This window comes from Citrobacter sp. TBCS-14, assembly GCF_005280805.1.
Lineage (GTDB): Bacteria > Pseudomonadota > Gammaproteobacteria > Enterobacterales > Enterobacteriaceae > Citrobacter > Citrobacter gillenii.
Map to the genome: position 1 here is coordinate 105225 of NZ_SZWM01000141.1, position 16122 is coordinate 121346.

Below are 16122 nucleotides of genomic sequence, written 5' to 3' on the forward strand. Positions count from 1 at the left end.
TTGTAGGCCGGATAAGACGTTTACGTCGCCATCCGGCATCATGCCTGATGGCGCTACGCTTATCAGGCCTACAAGACCCGCGAAACGACACCAGGGAAGCATTAGAACGGAAACAGCATCGGGATCATCACAATACAGACCACCATGACAATCAGTGTAAACGGCACGCCAATCTTCACGAAGTCGCTGAAGCTGTAGTTACCCGGTCCCAGTACCAGCGTGTTAACCGGTGACGATACCGGCGTCATAAAGGCTGCAGATGCCGCCATCGCAATGACCATCGCAAAAGGATACGGTGAAACGCCCATCGACTTCGCTGCCGCCAGTGCAATCGGCGCCATCAACACCGCCGTCGCGGTATTCGAAATAAATAACCCGATGGTGGCGCACAGTACGAACAGACAGCCCAGCATCATGTACGGCCCGTATCCCCCACCCACGTCCATCAGGCCTTTCACTACCAGATCGACGCCACCGGTTTTTTGCAGGGCCAGCGCAAAAGGCATCATTCCGACAATTAAAATAATGCTCGGCCAGTGAATGGCTTTATACGCACTTTCTGCGTCAATACAGCGGAATTTTCCCATCAGCAGGCAGGCGATAATCGCAGCAACCGTATTGGGGATTTCATCGGTCAGCATCAGGGCAACCATCAGGACCAGGCAGAAAATCGCATGCGGTGCCTGGCTGTGCGCCGGAGACGCTTCACTGACCTCAACGGGCATATTCAACACCACAAAATCGCGTCCCTTTTTCCCCAACGCGGTGATCAGTTTCCAGTTACCCACGACCAGAATAATATCGCCCATCAGCAGCGGCTCATTGACGACCGCCCCGGCTAGCGCCGCGCCATCACGCTTTAATCCGACAACGTTAAGTCCATAGCGGGTACGAAATCCAATCTCCCGCACCGTTTTACCGATCAATTCCGATTCCGGGATCAGCGAAATTTCCGCCATACCCACATCCAACGCCTGCTCGGAGAAATATTCGCCGCGCAGTACCATCGGCTCCAACAACTGCTCGCTACAAAATTCGCGCAGGTCGACATCGGCTGAAGACATATCGATCAACAAAACATCACGGGCACGAAACTCAGAAACACCGTTCACGTCAACAATGACGCGGCGAAAACGACGCCAGCGCTCAACGCCAATGACGTTCGCCCCGTAGCGTTCACGCAGTTTTAAATCATCCAGACGTTGACCAATCATCGGTGAGCCGGGGCGAATAGCCAGTCGGCGCGCGCGTCCCGTAAGGCGATATTCTTTGATCAAATCGCGAAAAGTCCGGCGCTTCCAGACATCGCCCTGCTGACCGGCATCATCGCCCTTCAGCATAAAGCGCATCAGCAGCATATAAATAATGCCGAGCACCAGCACCACCAGACCCAGCGGCGTCACGCTAAAGAAGCTGAAACCGTTAAGCCCTTCGCGCAGGAGTTCACTGTTGACGACCAGGTTAGGCGGCGTTGCCACCAGCGTCATCATGCCGCTGATCAATCCGGCAAAGCTGAGCGGCATCATCAAGCGTGAAGGTGAGGTTTGCATGCGCATGGAGACGCTTAAGACAACCGGGATAAAGATAGCGACAACGCCGGTAGAACTCATGAACGCGCCGAGTCCGGCGACGGTTATCATCAGCAGCACCAGCATTTTAACCTCGCTGCTGCCGGCGACCTTCACCAGCCAGGCCCCCATCACGGTCGCCACCCCGGTGCGCACCAGGCCGTCGCCAATAATAAACAGAGCGGCTATCAAAATAACGTTAGGATCGCTGAAACCGGAGAAGGCCTCAGAAATGCTCAGCGTTCCACTCAAAACAAAAGCAATAATGACCAGCAAAGCGACCGCATCCATACGCACTCTGCCCGTCGCAAACAAGACCACGGCAACTGCCAGCAATGAGAGAACCCAGATCAATTCACCGTTCACAACATATCCTTGTTAAATGAGAGGGATGGACCGATTCTGCCATAAAAAAGCCCCAACAATCTGGGGCTAAATCATGTTCAGGTATTTCTTACAACGACCACATTTCCGTTGGGTTGTTTAGTCACGGAAATATGCTCCAGACTGGTCAGCGCAAAATCGACCTCATCCAGACGCGGCGTATCCGCCGGCGCGTTCACAGCGATGACATGACACCCTGCCGCCAGACCAGAGAGCACCCCGGCTGGCGCATCCTCAACAACGGCACATTCACGCGGCGCAAGACCCAGCAGTTGCGCGCCTAACAGATAGGCGTCAGGCTCTGGCTTACCTCTTTTTACCCGCTCGGCAGTGACAAACACTTCCGGAGCAGGCAGACCCGCAACACGATGGCGCGCCCGCGCCACCGGCATGGATCCCGACGTGACGATCGCCCAGGGGATCCCGGCTTTATTGAGGTGATTGAGTAAATCCACCGCTCCTGGCAGTGCGGTGATGCCTGCGGTCTCCGTTGCCTCTATTTGCTCCAGGCGCGTAAATTCTGCGGCAATATCTGCCTCTGACTTACCCACCATAAAGTGTCGCAAGGAGGTAATCGCCTGCTTACCGTGAATAAAGCCCAGCACCTCATCGTGGTCAAGCCCAAAACGATCGGCCCAGTTGCACCATGCACGTTCTACCGCAGGTAAGGAATCGACCAGCGTACCATCCAGATCAAACAGAAAGCCTTTGCACTGCACGCTCGCCCCCTCAGGCATTAATGATTTGGTTAATTTCATTCGCGCTCAGGTGGTACTGACGCGGGCAAGAATGCCAGACACTCAACATACGCTGATATTTTTCCCACATCGGCGTCTGGGCGTTAAAGCCATGCGTACCGGCATCAAAGTGGGTATAACGCCCTTCCACATTGACCATAAAACGCACGTATCCGAGGAAGCGCGCTTCCGTTGCGGCATCAAAGCCCAAAAATGTGACGCGGCGCTCATCAATGGACTGGGCGTCTTTAAGGTTAGTCCATGAAACGTGTAATGCGTGATACATCTCCATGATATCGATAATGGTGCGGCAGGTTTCTTCTGTCAGCTCACCAAACTCACGATCGAGCTCGCGCATCTGCAAGCCATAACCGCGTTCAATAATCGTCTGTAAACGACGATAACGCTCGGCGTTGGTTGGATCGAGCATAGTCATCATTTTGTACTGGTTAGATAAAATGAGACGTTGAGCGTTGGTCATTTCCATTTGGGACTCCTGTATCACTACTGCTGCGATGAAAAAAAAGAAGGCATCTTATGCCTTCTTTTATATGCGTAATCAGGGGTCAATTACAAATCATCGAGAAAAGTTTTATCCAGTTGTTTGAAGGCGCGCTTAAGCGTGTCAGCTAGCGCTTGATAATCAGGCTTCCCTTCCACCGGAGCTAGTGCCTGGCCGGCCTCTTGTAATTTACCCCGGACTTCATAGAACCAGTTGAGAATCGAGGGCGGCAACGGCGTAACGGAACGTTTACCTAACCACCACATGCCCTGCATTGGCAGGCTGAGCGCAAACAGCGCGGTCGCTACGGCCGGTCCCAGTTGCCCACCCAGCGCGATTTGCCAGCACAGGGTAAAGACGGCAATCGGCGGCATAAAACGGGTCGCGTAACGCGTCATGCGGATTACGCGATTCTCAACAAATACGGGCGCCAGGCGCTTTTCCATCGGCCACGTCTTAGCGTAGTGCTGCCCCCGGCGAAACAAACTGAAAAAATTTACGGAGCGATTATCCGGTGTCGACATGGCGGTTACCTCAACTTCACATATAAAATTTAAAAAATTTGTGCAAAACAACAACTGCAAGGGACATCGTTCAAAACATTTTGTCTTCGATACCCACAATCAGGTATCCTGTGTCGGCCTGTAAGGCCTTTAGTCCAAAATCATTGAGTCGTCAAATTGGCATACAGTATGCCATTGGCTGAAAAATACGCAAAATGACATAGACTCAAAGGTATTTATTCCATCATGCCCAAAAAGACAACGGCGCATGATGTTAATCATAAACGTCGGTGTCATCATGCGCTACGCTCTTTGACTCCATGACGTTTTTTTAGCCACGTATCCATAAATAGGTACTTCCATGTCGAGTAAGTTAGTACTGGTTCTGAACTGCGGTAGCTCCTCACTGAAATTTGCCATCATCGATGCAGTAAACGGTGAAGAATACCTTTCTGGTTTAGCCGAATGTTTCCATCTTCCAGAAGCACGTATCAAGTGGAAAATGGACGGCGGTAAACAAGAAGCGGCTTTAGGTGCAGGCGCCGCTCACAGTGAAGCGCTGAACTTCATCGTTAACACTATTCTGGCACAAAAACCGGAATTGTCCGCGCAATTGACTGCGATTGGTCACCGTATCGTACACGGCGGCGAGAAGTATACCAGCTCCGTGGTTATCGATGACTCCGTTATTCAGGGCATCAAAGATTCTGCCTCTTTCGCACCGCTGCACAACCCGGCTCACCTGATCGGTATTGCAGAAGCACTGAAATCTTTCCCTAATCTGAAAGACAAAAACGTGGCCGTGTTTGACACCGCGTTCCATCAGACTATGCCGGAAGAGTCTTACCTCTACGCTCTGCCGTACAGCCTGTACAGAGAGCACGGTGTTCGTCGCTATGGCGCACACGGCACCAGCCACTTCTTCGTCACTCAAGAAGCGGCAAAAATGCTGAACAAACCGGTTGATGAACTGAACATCATCACTTGCCACCTGGGCAACGGTGGTTCTGTGTCTGCTATCCGTAACGGTAAATGTGTTGATACCTCAATGGGTCTGACCCCGCTGGAAGGTCTGGTGATGGGTACGCGTTCCGGTGACATCGACCCGGCGATTATCTTCCACCTGCACGACACCCTGGGCATGAGCGTTGACCAAATCAACAAAATGCTGACCAAAGAGTCTGGCCTGCTGGGCCTGACCGAAGTCACCAGCGACTGCCGCTATGTTGAAGACAACTACGAGACCAAAGAAGACGCTAAACGTGCAATGGACGTTTACTGTCACCGTCTGGCGAAATACATCGGTTCTTACACTGCACTGATGGACGGTCGTCTGGACGCCGTCGTCTTCACCGGTGGTATCGGTGAAAACGCCGCGATGGTTCGTGAACTGTCCCTGGGCAAACTGGGCGTTCTGGGCTTTGACGTTGACCACGAACGTAACCTGGCCGCACGTTTCGGCAAATCTGGTTTCATCAACAAAGAAGGTACCCGTCCTGCGGTGGTTATCCCAACCAACGAAGAACTGGTTATCGCGCAAGACGCGAGCCGTCTGACTGCCTGATTTCACACCGCCAGCCTAGCTGGCGGTGCTGTTTTGTAACCCGTCGAAATCGACGGTAACGAAAGAGGATAAACCGTGTCCCGTATTATTATGCTGATCCCTACCGGAACCAGCGTCGGTCTGACCAGCGTCAGCCTTGGCGTGATCCGTGCAATGGAACGTAAAGGCGTAAGTCTGAGCGTCTTTAAGCCGATCGCTCAACCGCGTGCCGGTGGCGATGCGCCAGACCAGACTACTGCGATTGTCCGTGCGAACTCGTCTCTGCCAGCCGCTGAGCCGCTGAAGATGAGCCACGTTGAGTCTCTGCTCTCCAGCAATCAGAAAGATGTGCTGATGGAAGAGATCATCGCAAACTATCACGCGAACACCAAAAATGCTGAAGTGGTGCTGGTTGAAGGCCTGGTCCCAACCCGTAAGCACCAGTTCGCTCAGTCTCTGAACTACGAAATTGCGAAAACGCTGAATGCGGAAATCGTCTTCGTAATGTCTCAGGGCACTGACACCCCGGAACAGCTGAACGAGCGTATTGAACTGACTCGCAGCAGCTTCGGCGGCGCTAAAAATACCAACATCACCGGCGTTATCGTTAACAAACTGAACGCACCGGTTGATGAGCAGGGCCGTACTCGCCCGGATCTGTCCGAAATTTTTGACGACTCCTCCAAAGCGAAAGTGGTTAAAGTTGACCCGGCTAAACTGCAAGAATCCAGCCCGCTGCCGGTTCTGGGCGCGGTGCCGTGGAGCTTTGATCTGATCGCCACTCGTGCAATCGATATGGCGCGTCACCTGAACGCCACCATCGTTAACGAAGGCGATATCAATACCCGTCGCGTGAAGTCTGTGACTTTCTGCGCACGCAGCATTCCGCACATGCTCGAGCATTTCCGTGCCGGTTCTCTGCTGGTGACCTCTGCCGATCGTCCTGACGTGCTGGTTGCAGCATGCCTGGCGGCAATGAACGGCGTAGAAATCGGTGCTCTGCTGCTGACTGGCGGTTACGAAATGGACGCGCGCATTACAAAACTGTGCGAACGTGCATTCGAAACCGGTCTGCCGGTATTCATGGTAAACACCAACACCTGGCAGACCTCCCTGAGCCTGCAGAGCTTCAACCTGGAAGTCCCGGTTGACGATCACGAGCGCATTGAGAAAGTTCAGGAATACGTTGCTAACTACATCAACGCTGACTGGGTTGAATCCCTGACTGCGACCTCTGAGCGCAGCCGTCGTCTGTCTCCGCCAGCGTTCCGCTACCAGCTGACTGAGCTGGCGCGTAAAGCAGGCAAACGCGTAGTTCTGCCAGAAGGCGACGAACCGCGTACTGTTAAAGCGGCAGCTATCTGTGCTGAACGTGGTATCGCGACCTGCGTACTGCTGGGTAACCCGGATGAAATCACCCGTGTTGCAGCGTCTCAGGGCGTTGAACTGGGCGCAGGCGTAGAAATCGTTGACCCGGATGTGGTTCGCGAAAGCTACGTGGCCCGCCTGGTCGAACTGCGTAAAAACAAAGGTATGACTGAAACCGTTGCCCGCGAACAGCTGGAAGACAACGTGGTTCTCGGTACCCTGATGCTGGAGCAGGACGACGTTGACGGCCTGGTTTCCGGTGCTGTTCACACCACCGCAAACACCATTCGCCCACCGCTGCAGCTGATCAAAACTGCACCGGGCAGCTCTCTGGTGTCTTCTGTGTTCTTCATGCTGCTGCCGGATCAGGTTTACGTTTACGGCGACTGCGCGATCAACCCGGATCCGACTGCAGAACAGCTGGCAGAAATCGCCATCCAGTCCGCAGACTCCGCAACGGCCTTCGGTATTGAACCTCGCGTAGCGATGCTCTCCTACTCTACCGGCACCTCTGGTGCAGGTAGCGACGTTGAGAAAGTCCGCGAAGCAACGCGTCTGGCTCAGGAAAAACGTCCAGACCTGATGATCGACGGTCCGCTGCAGTACGACGCCGCTGTTATGGCTGACGTTGCGAAATCTAAAGCGCCGAACTCTCCGGTTGCAGGTCGCGCTACCGTGTTCATCTTCCCGGATCTGAACACCGGTAACACCACCTACAAAGCGGTACAGCGTTCTGCCGACCTGATCTCCATCGGGCCGATGCTGCAGGGTATGCGCAAGCCGGTGAACGATCTGTCTCGTGGCGCGCTGGTAGACGATATCGTCTACACCATCGCACTGACCGCGATCCAGTCTTCCCAGCAACAGCAGTAATTTGCTGCGTGTGTCGGATAGTGGCGCTAAGCGCCTTATCCGGCCTACACATCATGCTCATAAAAGCCGGAAATAGCTGATATTTCCGGCTTTTTTATCTCCGCAATTGCAGTCGCAAATTCTGAAAATTTTGCTTAGCTGCGCTGCATCAATGAATAACTATTCTTCTCTTCTCATACTTAGTCTCTTTGCTTTGCAACAGGGATAGTCTGTCATGTCTGCAGTTACAGAATCACAATCCGCGAAAAAATGGGCTATGCCCGATACGCTGGTGATTATTTTTTTCGTCGCTATTTTAACCAGCCTGGCCACCTGGGTTGTTCCCGTCGGCATGTTCGACAGTCAAGAAGTGCAGTACCAGGTTGATGGGCAAACCAAAACCCGTAAAGTGGTCGATCCCCACTCTTTTCGCATTCTGACCAACGATGCCGGCGAAGAGCAGTATCACCGGGTGAAATTTTTCACCACCGGCGATGAAAGTCCCGGGCTGATGAATTTTCCGTTCGAAGGGTTAACCTCCGGCTCTAAATTCGGTACTGCCGTTGGCATCATTATGTTTATGCTGGTGATCGGCGGCGCGTTTGGCATTGTTATGCGCACCGGAACCATTGATAACGGCATCCTGGCGCTCATCCGCCATACCCGGGGTAACGAGGTCTTGTTCATCCCGGTGCTGTTTATCCTCTTCTCATTGGGTGGCGCGGTCTTTGGTATGGGAGAAGAGGCGGTCGCCTTTGCCATTATCATCGCCCCACTCATGGTGCGCTTAGGTTACGACAGTATTACCACCGTGCTGGTGACCTACATTGCCACCCAAATCGGCTTTGCCAGTTCATGGATGAACCCGTTCTGTGTGGTTGTCGCACAGGGCATTGCAGGCGTCCCGGTACTCTCCGGCTCTGGTTTACGTATCGTGGTGTGGGTCGTTGCCACAATGATTGGCCTGACTTTTACGCTGGCCTACGCAACACGCATCAAGAAAAACCCCCTGCTATCCCGCGTTCATGAATCAGACCGTTTTTTCCGCGAACAGCAGGACGAGGTGGTAGAGCGACGCTTCACGCTGGGTGACTGGCTGGTACTGATCGTCCTCACTGCGGTAATGATCTGGGTTGTCTGGGGCGTTATCGTCAACGCATGGTTCATTCCTGAAATCGCCAGCCAGTTTTTCACTATGGGTCTGGTGATTGGCATTATCGGCGTTGTCTTCCGGCTCAACGGAATGACGGTTAACATCATGGCTTCTTCATTCACTGAGGGGGCACGCATGATGATTGCCCCGGCCCTGCTGGTCGGTTTTGCCAAGGGGATATTACTGCTGGTTGGTAATGGTGAGGCAGGCGATGCGAGTGTGCTGAATACCCTGCTGCACAGCATTGCCAACGGCATTAGCGGCCTGGACAATGCCATTGCGGCGTGGTTTATGCTGCTGTTCCAGGCGGTATTTAATTTCTTCGTCACTTCCGGTTCGGGTCAGGCAGCGCTCACTATGCCACTGTTAGCGCCTCTGGGCGATCTGGTCGGCGTAAACCGTCAGGTGACCGTGCTGGCCTTCCAGTTTGGTGACGGATTCAGCCACATTATCTATCCAACATCAGCATCATTAATGGCGACGTTAGGCGTTTGCCGGGTGGACTTCCGTAACTGGCTGAAGGTAGGTGCCACACTGCTGGGCCTGCTGTTTATTATGTCCAGCGTGGTGGTGATTGGTGCGCAGATAATGGGGTATCACTAATTCACAACGCCGGTTGGCGATGTCAAAGCGTGTCACCCGGCCTACCCGATTGCATTACTGGGTAGGCTGGATAAGCGGTGTTTACTCCGCCTCTTCCTGTTTTTCGGCTTTCGCCCCTTCATTCTTGGCGTTGCGGGTCATCCACAGCGCCAGCGCTTTCAGCGAGTCCGGTGTGAACTCATCACAGCGCGCGGTAATTTCTTCCGGCGTTAGCCAGCAGACTTCGCTAATTTCTTCTTCCTGCAGCGCGAACGGCCCGTGGGATACGCAGCTAAACAGCCCTCCCCATACGCGACAGTGTTGGTCCTCAAAATAAAACTGACCGTGTTCAGCAAACGGTACGCCTGCAATGCCCAACTCTTCTTCCGCTTCACGGCGGGCAGATTCAAGCATTTGCTCATCAGCCTGAACAACACCACCCGCGGTAGCGTCCAGCATGCCGGGCAAAAAATCTTTTGTCTCGGTACGACGCTGAACCAGAATTTTGCCCATACCATCATGCACGACGATATACGTTGCGCGATGACGTAAGCGCTGCGCCCGCATTTGTTCACGGCTGGACTGTGCGATGACTTCATTGTCTTCATTCACAATATCCACCCATTCCGTACTTGCCAAACGATGCTGTTCCACCATCAGGAAACCTTCTTTTTTCTAGCGCTCTTACGGCGCGTTTACGTTTGTGGGGTAACTTACGGATTAATCTCGATCTGCGCAATGATACTTTGATCATTGAGTGCCATTACGCTGAGAACATTATCATCCAGAATCCCGTAACTTGCCGTAAAACCCCCTTTCGGAATACTGACCGAGCCGGGGTTAAAGTGGTAAATATCACCACGCTTCTCGGCAACCGGCAGATGCGTATGCCCATAAATCAGCACATCACCCGCATTCAGCACCGGGAGGTTTTCCGGGCCATAAAGATGCCCATGCGTCAAAAAGAGCCGCTGATTATCCATCAGAACCTGCTGCCATGGCGCAGTTATTGGAAAATGCAGGAGCATCTGATCCACTTCGCTATCGCAATTACCACGTACCGCAATAATACGTGACGCCAGCGCGTTCAAGCGGTCAGCAACCTGCGCAGGTGCATAACCTTGTGGCAGCGCATTACGCGGTCCGTGGTTTAAAATATCACCCAATATCACCAGCCATCGCGCCCCGCTTTGGGCAAACAGTTCAAGTACGCGCTCCGTGGCTGGCAACGACCCATGAATGTCCGATGCGAACATCAGCTTCATCACTCACTCCTCGTCGTATAATACCGTTTAATGATACTGGATTATCGCTCGATTATCAGCAGGAACGCTTCGCTGAAAGCGCGATAAAACGTTGTACCGAAGCCCGCTGCCACTGGAAGGTGGCGTAGTCTGCTAACGCCTGTGGAACGTCATCTCCGTTTAGCACCAGACGATTAAGCATTAGCGCTAAATCACAATCTGCGATACACCATTCGCCAAATAAATTTTGTTTCCCATGAGCAAGCAAACTTCCCGCCGTGGCGAACAATTTTTCTGCGCTGGCTTTACCCGCTTCACTCAACGGCGCTTTCTTCACCCCGGCAAACACAACGTCCGTGGAACGTTCTTCACGAATAGGCATCAGGTCGCTGCGGATCCACGCCTGAACCTGGCGGGCACGCGCGCGTTTTTGCACATCATGCGGATAGATGCGTTCCCACTGCGGCGGCGAGAAGGTCTCTTCCAGGAACTCGGCAATCGCCGATGATTCGCTCAATTCAAAACCGTCAATCTCAAGAACCGGGACGCGACGCGTCAGCGCATATCCTTGCCAGATGGGTTGTAAATGCTCGCCCGCACTGAGATCAACGGTTTTCAGCGTAAAAGGCAGCCCTTTCTCCTGTAGCGCAACGTAAACGGACAACACATAGGGGGAGAAAAAGTTGGCATCTGACCACAGCGTAATTGCAGGTTTGCTCATAATGACCTCGGGATTGGATTGGCTAGCTTTCAAAATATAGAGTCTTTCTCACCCTGTCACTTGATGAAAACTCACGCACGCCAACAGGCTCTATACTTGTCATGACCCGGTTCATCACTCAACGGACGCTGAAAATGATCGACCTCTACTACACACCAACGCCCAACGGTCACAAAATCACGCTGTTTCTCGAAGAGGCGCAGTTGAAATACCGTCTGATTCCTGTCGATATCAGCAAAGGGAATCAATTTCATCCGGATTTTCTGCAGATCTCGCCGAACAATAAAATCCCGGCCATTATCGATAACGCCCCGGAGGACGGCGGTAAGCCGCTCAGCCTGTTTGAATCGGGTGAAATTTTGCTGTATCTGGCGGAGAAGAGCGGCAAGCTGCTCAGCGGTGAATTACGCGAACGCCACACCACGTTGCAGTGGCTGTTCTGGCAGGTGAGCGGTCTGGGTCCCATGTTGGGCCAGAATCATCATTTTAATCATTTTGCCCCCCAAACCATCCCTTACGCCATTGAGCGCTATCAGGTTGAAACTCAGCGTCTGTACAACGTGATGAACAAACGTCTGGAAATGTCCCCCTGGTTAGGTGGCGATCACTACAGCATTGCGGATATTGCTTGCTGGCCGTGGATTCATGCTCATCAGCGTCAGCGTATCGACCTCGATACCTATCCGGCGGTTAATAACTGGTACGAACGCATTCGTACCCGTCCCGCCACGGAACGTGCGATGCAGCACGCGCCGAGTGAGAACCGGTAACGCGATTCGATTCTCGTGTATCATTAAGAGGTTCATACATGGAGGAAACCTGCAATGTCACAACCTGACGCAATTATTCGTATAAAAAACCTTCGTCTGCGCACGTTTATTGGCATCAAAGAAGAGGAGATCCTGAACCGTCAGGATATCGTCATTAACATCGCCATCCACTACCCGGCAGACAAAGCCCGCGCCAGCGAAGATATCAACGATGCGTTGAATTATCGCACCATTACCAAGAGCATTATTTCGCACGTAGAGAGTAACCGCTTCTCATTGTTAGAAAAATTAACCCAAGATGTGCTCGATATCGCACGCGAACATCACTGGGTCACTTATGCTGAAGTAGAGATCGATAAACTTCACGCATTGCGTTACGCCGACTCCGTGTCCATGACGCTGAGCTGGCAGCGCTAATCGTTATCCGGGAGGCAATATGCAGATTCTGATTACCGGTGGTACTGGCCTGATTGGACGCCATCTGATCCCCCGCTTGCTGGAATTGGGGCATCAGATAAGCGTTGTAACACGTACCCCTGATAAGGCCCGTCAGATTCTGGACTCCCGGGTTACGCTGTGGAAAGGGCTGGAGGACAGGCCCAACCTCAATGGCATCGACGCGATTGTTAACCTTGCCGGAGAGCCCATCGCCGATAAGCGCTGGACGGCTGAGCAAAAGGAGCGTTTGTGCCAAAGTCGCTGGGGTATCACCCAGAAACTGGTCGATTTAATCAACGCCAGCGATACGCCACCGACGGCGTTGATCTCAGGTTCGGCTGCCGGATACTACGGTGACTTAGGTGAAGTCGTCGTCACGGAAGAAGAACCGCCGCACAATGAATTTACCCATAAGCTCTGCGCCCGGTGGGAGCAAATTGCCTGCGGCGCGCAAAGCGATAACACGCGCGTATGCCTGCTGCGTACCGGTGTCGTACTGGCACCTGCGGGCGGTATCCTCGGAAAAATGGTTCCGCCGTTTCGCCTTGGTCTGGGCGGCCCCATCGGTAACGGACGTCAGTATCTGGCCTGGATCCATATTGATGATATGGTCAATGCGATCATCTGGCTGCTGGATAACGATTTGCGTGGCCCGTTCAATATGGTCTCGCCGTACCCGGTGCGTAATGAGCAATTTGCCCATGCGCTGGGCCATGCGCTGAATCGCCCTGCTGTCTTACGCGTTCCCGCAACCGCAATGCGCTTGCTGATGGGGGAATCCTCGGTGCTGGTTCTCGGCGGTCAGCGCGCATTACCTAAGCGGCTGGAAGCGTCTGGTTTTGCGTTTCGCTGGTATGATTTAGAGGAAGCACTGGCCGACGTCATTCGATAAGCGCGAAGACTGTTCACTGTCGCCATTACGGTGGTAAGGTTATAAGCCTGACTTCTGTAATGGCGAATTTATGGCGATAATTACCACCCCGCGACTTATCCTCTCCCCGTTTCAACCGACTGACTGGCCGTTTTTCCTGCGACTACGCGAAAACCCGGACATCATGCGCTTTATGGGCACTATCTCCCCGGTAAAAGAAACACGCCTGCTGTTCGCCCGGCGTCTTAATGCACCCCATACGTTTGTCATCCGCCAACATCATGACGCGACTCCGCTCGGTGATATTGGCTTGCAGATTAGTCATCACTTTCCGCAAGAAGCTGATATTGGCTATTGCATTATTTCACGCGCTCAGGGAAAAGGGATTGCCAGTGAAGCGGTACGCGCTGTGTGCGACTATGCCTTTGAACACGCTGGCGTAACGGCGATAAACGCGTGGGTGCTGGCGGACAACAAAGGCTCGGTACGCATACTGGAAAAGACCGGCTTTGTGCGCACACAGGTGCTCGAGCAAGCCTATGAAGTGAATGGTGTGCATTATGACGACTGGGGTTATCGTCTGGAGTGCGGGAAGTCGAAGGCCCGGTAAGCAACAAAAACGCCACCGGGCAATCAAGCGCTTATTTCAGCGATCCTTTAAGGAACTGCTGTAAACGTGGACTTTGCGGATTACCGAAGACCTGCTCCGGATCGCCTTCTTCTTCAATTTTCCCCTGATGCAGGAAAATCACGTGCGTGGAGACATGACGGGCAAACCCCATTTCGTGGGTGACGACCACCATGGTTTTCCCCTCTTCGGCCAGCTGTTGCATGATACGCAATACTTCCCCCACCAGCTCTGGGTCAAGCGCTGACGTCGGTTCATCAAACAGCAGAACCTCCGGCTCCATAGCCAGCGCGCGCGCAATGGAGACACGCTGCTGCTGACCACCGGACAGGTGCACCGGATACTTACCCTGAGCGCGTTCATCAATACCCACTTTAGCCAGATATTTCACCGCACGCTCGCGGGCTTCCTGCTTGTTCAGCCCTAATACCTGAATCGGCGCTTCCATGACGTTTTCCAGCACCGTCATGTGGCTCCACAGGTTAAAGTGTTGAAAGACCATGGTCAGGCGCGTACGCAGCAGGCGCAGCTGATTTTTATCCGCCACCTTAAGCTGACCGTCTTTGTCACGGACCAGGCCAATGTTCTGACCGCTGACCACAATCGACCCGGCGCTCGGTTTTTCAAGAAAGTTAATACAGCGCAGGAACGTACTTTTGCCAGAGCCTGACGAGCCGATAATACTGATCACATCACCCGCATTGGCCTGCAGCGATACCCCTTTCAGCACCTCATGTTCGCCGTAGTGTTTGTGTAAATCGATAACGTTTAATTTATTCTCAGACATCATGTTCTCAGTGCGTCGAAGGTTTTACATGCTGCAACCAGCGTTTTTCCGCTTTACGGAACAGACTGATCAGGACATACGAAATCATCAAATACAGCACGGCGGCAATACCGAAGGCGGTAAACGGCTGGTAGGTCGCCGAGTTGATATCGCGGGCAATTTTCAACAAATCCGGTACCGTGGCCGTAAAGGCCAGCGCCGTTGAGTGCAGCATTAAAATAACCTCATTGCTGTACGCAGGCAGCGCAATACGCAATGCGGAGGGCAAAATAATGCAGCGATACATCTTGAATGAAGAAAAACCGTAAGCGCGTGCGGCTTCAATCTCACCATGAGGCACCGAACGAATCGCCCCGGCAAAGATCTCGGTGGTATAGGCGCAGGTATTCAGCGTTAATGCCAGCACGGTGCAATTCAGCCCGCTGCGGAAAAACGCGTTGAGAAGGTCCGTCCCTTTGACAATTTCCAGCGTGTACATCCCGGAATAAAACACCAGTAGCTGAACGTAAAGCGGCGTGCCACGGAAAATATAGGTAAATAGCCAAATGGGGAACTGGATAAACTTATTGCTGGATACGCGACCAATCGCCAAAAACAGCGCCAGAATGCCGCCCATCACTACGGATGAAATCAGCAACCACAGGGTGATCGCTACGCCGGTAAAGCGATAGCCGTCGGTCCACAGCAGGGATTTCCAGTACTCCTGAATAATATCAATCACAGGTCAGCCCTCTTCACACCCACAGAGTAGCGGCGCTCAAGGTACAGCAGCACACCATTAGACACGGTGGTAAACACCAGATAGATAAGCCCGCACACGACGGCAAAATAGAATGGCTCCCAGGTGCTCTTCCCGGCAAGCTGTGTCGCTTTCACCACGTCTTCCAGTCCGAGCAGCGAAACCAGCGCCGTCGCCTTCAAAATGACCTGCCAGTTATTGCCAATCCCCGGCAGCGCGTAGCGCATCATCGCCGGGAACATAATCCGGCGAAAAATCTGCGAAGAGGTAAACCCAAACGCCGTCGCCGCTTCAATATGGCCTCTTGGAACCGCCATAAACGCGCCACGGAACGTTTCAGTAAAATAGGCCCCGTAGATAAAACCGAGCGTAATAATCCCCGCCACCATCGGATCAATATCAATCTGGCTGATACCAACCGCGTCAGTGACCGTGTTCAGTGCGATTTGTAATCCGTAGAAAATGAGCAACATCAAGACGAGATCGGGTACCCCACGGATCAACGTCGTGTACCCTTCGAAAATCAGCGCCATTGCCCGGCTTTGCGACAGCTTTGCGCCCGCGCCGACAAGGCCTATCAGAACCGCCAGTACCACCGAGCTAAGAGCAAGCTCAAGCGTCACGATTGCGCCCTGTAAAATAACACCTGAAAAGCCATACAACATGCTGCCTGTCCTGTCGTGTGTGGTGAAGTAAGAAGCCTCTTTTGATTTCAGACAAACTGTTAAATGC

17 protein-coding genes are annotated in these 16122 nt (G+C 53.0%); 7 read left to right on the forward strand and 10 right to left on the reverse strand.

Going from position 1 to position 16122, the window contains the following annotated elements; genetic code table 11:
• Nucleotides 1–101: 101 nt before the first annotated feature.
• The 4 genes from FDX22_RS02925 to yfbV form a co-directional block, all read right to left on the reverse strand.
• Complete coding sequence (locus FDX22_RS02925; protein WP_135911680.1) at nt 102–1934, reverse strand: SLC13 family permease; 1833 nt, start codon at nt 1932–1934, stop codon at nt 102–104.
• A 77-nt stretch (nt 1935–2011) separates the two neighbouring features.
• A complete protein-coding gene (locus FDX22_RS02930) occupies nt 2012–2689 on the reverse strand; it encodes a sugar phosphatase (protein WP_117343406.1) in 678 nt (225 codons plus the stop codon).
• Nucleotides 2682–3176 (reverse strand): YfbU family protein, encoded by a 495-nt coding sequence (locus tag FDX22_RS02935; protein WP_096756365.1) that lies wholly within the window; start codon nt 3174–3176, stop codon nt 2682–2684. Before FDX22_RS02935 ends, FDX22_RS02930 begins: the two co-directional genes overlap by 8 nt.
• Before the next feature lie 83 nt (nt 3177–3259).
• Nucleotides 3260–3715, reverse strand: coding sequence for a terminus macrodomain insulation protein YfbV (gene yfbV / locus FDX22_RS02940; protein WP_045445597.1), 456 nt, complete (start codon nt 3713–3715; stop codon nt 3260–3262).
• 340 nt (nt 3716–4055) lie between these two features.
• On the opposite strand from yfbV, the gene ackA reads away from it, so the two are divergent.
• The 3 genes from ackA to yfcC all read left to right on the forward strand — a co-directional run bounded on the left by ackA (nt 4056) and on the right by yfcC (nt 9213).
• Nucleotides 4056–5258: an acetate kinase gene (ackA, locus tag FDX22_RS02945; protein ID WP_115257905.1), complete on the forward strand. Its 1203-nt coding sequence runs from the start codon at nt 4056–4058 to the stop codon at nt 5256–5258.
• Between the two features lie 75 nt (nt 5259–5333).
• A complete protein-coding gene (gene pta / locus FDX22_RS02950; protein WP_096756363.1) occupies nt 5334–7478 on the forward strand; it encodes a phosphate acetyltransferase in 2145 nt (714 codons plus the stop codon).
• A gap of 214 nt (nt 7479–7692) precedes the next feature.
• Nucleotides 7693–9213 (forward strand): putative basic amino acid antiporter YfcC, encoded by a 1521-nt coding sequence (yfcC, locus tag FDX22_RS02955; RefSeq protein WP_117343405.1) that lies wholly within the window; start codon nt 7693–7695, stop codon nt 9211–9213.
• Nucleotides 9214–9294: 81 nt separating this feature from the next.
• Here the strand turns inward: yfcC and yfcD are convergent, their stop codons facing one another.
• The 3 genes from yfcD to yfcF are packed head-to-tail and all read right to left on the reverse strand — an operon-like array spanning nt 9295 to nt 11157.
• The gene (gene yfcD, locus FDX22_RS02960) at nt 9295–9849 is read right to left on the reverse strand and encodes an NUDIX hydrolase YfcD (RefSeq protein WP_096756361.1); all 555 of its coding nucleotides are present in this window, start codon (nt 9847–9849) and stop codon (nt 9295–9297) included.
• A gap of 56 nt (nt 9850–9905) precedes the next feature.
• Nucleotides 9906–10457, reverse strand: coding sequence for a phosphodiesterase (gene yfcE, locus FDX22_RS02965; protein WP_137399793.1), 552 nt, complete (start codon nt 10455–10457; stop codon nt 9906–9908).
• 55 nt (nt 10458–10512) lie between these two features.
• Nucleotides 10513–11157 (reverse strand): glutathione transferase, encoded by a 645-nt coding sequence (gene yfcF, locus FDX22_RS02970; protein WP_146716687.1) that lies wholly within the window; start codon nt 11155–11157, stop codon nt 10513–10515.
• A gap of 134 nt (nt 11158–11291) precedes the next feature.
• Between yfcF and yfcG the strand changes: the two genes are divergently transcribed.
• From yfcG to FDX22_RS02990, 4 genes are all read left to right on the forward strand, one after another.
• Nucleotides 11292–11927 carry a GSH-dependent disulfide bond oxidoreductase gene (yfcG, locus tag FDX22_RS02975; RefSeq protein ID WP_146716709.1) on the forward strand — a complete coding sequence of 212 codons (636 nt, stop codon included), beginning with the start codon at nt 11292–11294 and terminating at the stop codon, nt 11925–11927.
• 54 nt (nt 11928–11981) lie between these two features.
• On the forward strand, nt 11982–12344 hold the full coding sequence (gene folX, locus FDX22_RS02980; protein WP_096756358.1) for a dihydroneopterin triphosphate 2'-epimerase: 363 nt from the start codon (nt 11982–11984) through the stop codon (nt 12342–12344).
• A gap of 19 nt (nt 12345–12363) precedes the next feature.
• Nucleotides 12364–13257, forward strand: coding sequence for a TIGR01777 family oxidoreductase (locus FDX22_RS02985; protein WP_096756357.1), 894 nt, complete (start codon nt 12364–12366; stop codon nt 13255–13257).
• Nucleotides 13258–13327: 70 nt separating this feature from the next.
• Nucleotides 13328–13846: a GNAT family N-acetyltransferase gene (locus tag FDX22_RS02990; protein ID WP_146716688.1), complete on the forward strand. Its 519-nt coding sequence runs from the start codon at nt 13328–13330 to the stop codon at nt 13844–13846.
• Nucleotides 13847–13877: 31 nt separating this feature from the next.
• On the opposite strand, the gene hisP is transcribed toward FDX22_RS02990, so the two are convergent.
• The 3 genes from hisP to FDX22_RS03005 are packed head-to-tail and all read right to left on the reverse strand — an operon-like array spanning nt 13878 to nt 16055.
• Nucleotides 13878–14651 (reverse strand): histidine ABC transporter ATP-binding protein HisP, encoded by a 774-nt coding sequence (gene hisP / locus FDX22_RS02995; protein ID WP_096756355.1) that lies wholly within the window; start codon nt 14649–14651, stop codon nt 13878–13880.
• A gap of 7 nt (nt 14652–14658) precedes the next feature.
• Nucleotides 14659–15372, reverse strand: coding sequence for a histidine ABC transporter permease HisM (gene hisM, locus FDX22_RS03000; RefSeq protein WP_146716689.1), 714 nt, complete (start codon nt 15370–15372; stop codon nt 14659–14661).
• Nucleotides 15369–16055 (reverse strand): histidine ABC transporter permease HisQ, encoded by a 687-nt coding sequence (locus tag FDX22_RS03005; protein WP_096756353.1) that lies wholly within the window; start codon nt 16053–16055, stop codon nt 15369–15371. Before FDX22_RS03005 ends, hisM begins: the two co-directional genes overlap by 4 nt.
• Nucleotides 16056–16122 lie beyond the last annotated feature (67 nt).

Excerpts from the sequence above, each read along its gene's own strand:
- FDX22_RS02930 (WP_117343406.1), bottom strand. The coding sequence starts at position 2,689 with ATGCCTGAGGGGGCGAGCGTGCAGTGCAAAGGCTTTCTGTTTGATCTG.
- FDX22_RS02935 (WP_096756365.1), bottom strand. The coding sequence starts at position 3,176 with ATGGAAATGACCAACGCTCAACGTCTCATTTTATCTAACCAGTACAAA.
- yfbV (WP_045445597.1), bottom strand. The coding sequence starts at position 3,715 with ATGTCGACACCGGATAATCGCTCCGTAAATTTTTTCAGTTTGTTTCGC.
- ackA (WP_115257905.1), top strand. The coding sequence starts at position 4,056 with ATGTCGAGTAAGTTAGTACTGGTTCTGAACTGCGGTAGCTCCTCACTG.
- yfcC (WP_117343405.1), top strand. The coding sequence starts at position 7,693 with ATGTCTGCAGTTACAGAATCACAATCCGCGAAAAAATGGGCTATGCCC.
- yfcD (WP_096756361.1), bottom strand. The coding sequence starts at position 9,849 with ATGGTGGAACAGCATCGTTTGGCAAGTACGGAATGGGTGGATATTGTG.
- yfcE (WP_137399793.1), bottom strand. The coding sequence starts at position 10,457 with ATGAAGCTGATGTTCGCATCGGACATTCATGGGTCGTTGCCAGCCACG.
- yfcF (WP_146716687.1), bottom strand. The coding sequence starts at position 11,157 with ATGAGCAAACCTGCAATTACGCTGTGGTCAGATGCCAACTTTTTCTCC.
- yfcG (WP_146716709.1), top strand. The coding sequence starts at position 11,292 with ATGATCGACCTCTACTACACACCAACGCCCAACGGTCACAAAATCACG.
- folX (WP_096756358.1), top strand. The coding sequence starts at position 11,982 with ATGTCACAACCTGACGCAATTATTCGTATAAAAAACCTTCGTCTGCGC.
- FDX22_RS02985 (WP_096756357.1), top strand. The coding sequence starts at position 12,364 with ATGCAGATTCTGATTACCGGTGGTACTGGCCTGATTGGACGCCATCTG.
- FDX22_RS02990 (WP_146716688.1), top strand. The coding sequence starts at position 13,328 with ATGGCGATAATTACCACCCCGCGACTTATCCTCTCCCCGTTTCAACCG.
- hisP (WP_096756355.1), bottom strand. The coding sequence starts at position 14,651 with ATGTCTGAGAATAAATTAAACGTTATCGATTTACACAAACACTACGGC.
- FDX22_RS03005 (WP_096756353.1), bottom strand. The coding sequence starts at position 16,055 with ATGTTGTATGGCTTTTCAGGTGTTATTTTACAGGGCGCAATCGTGACG.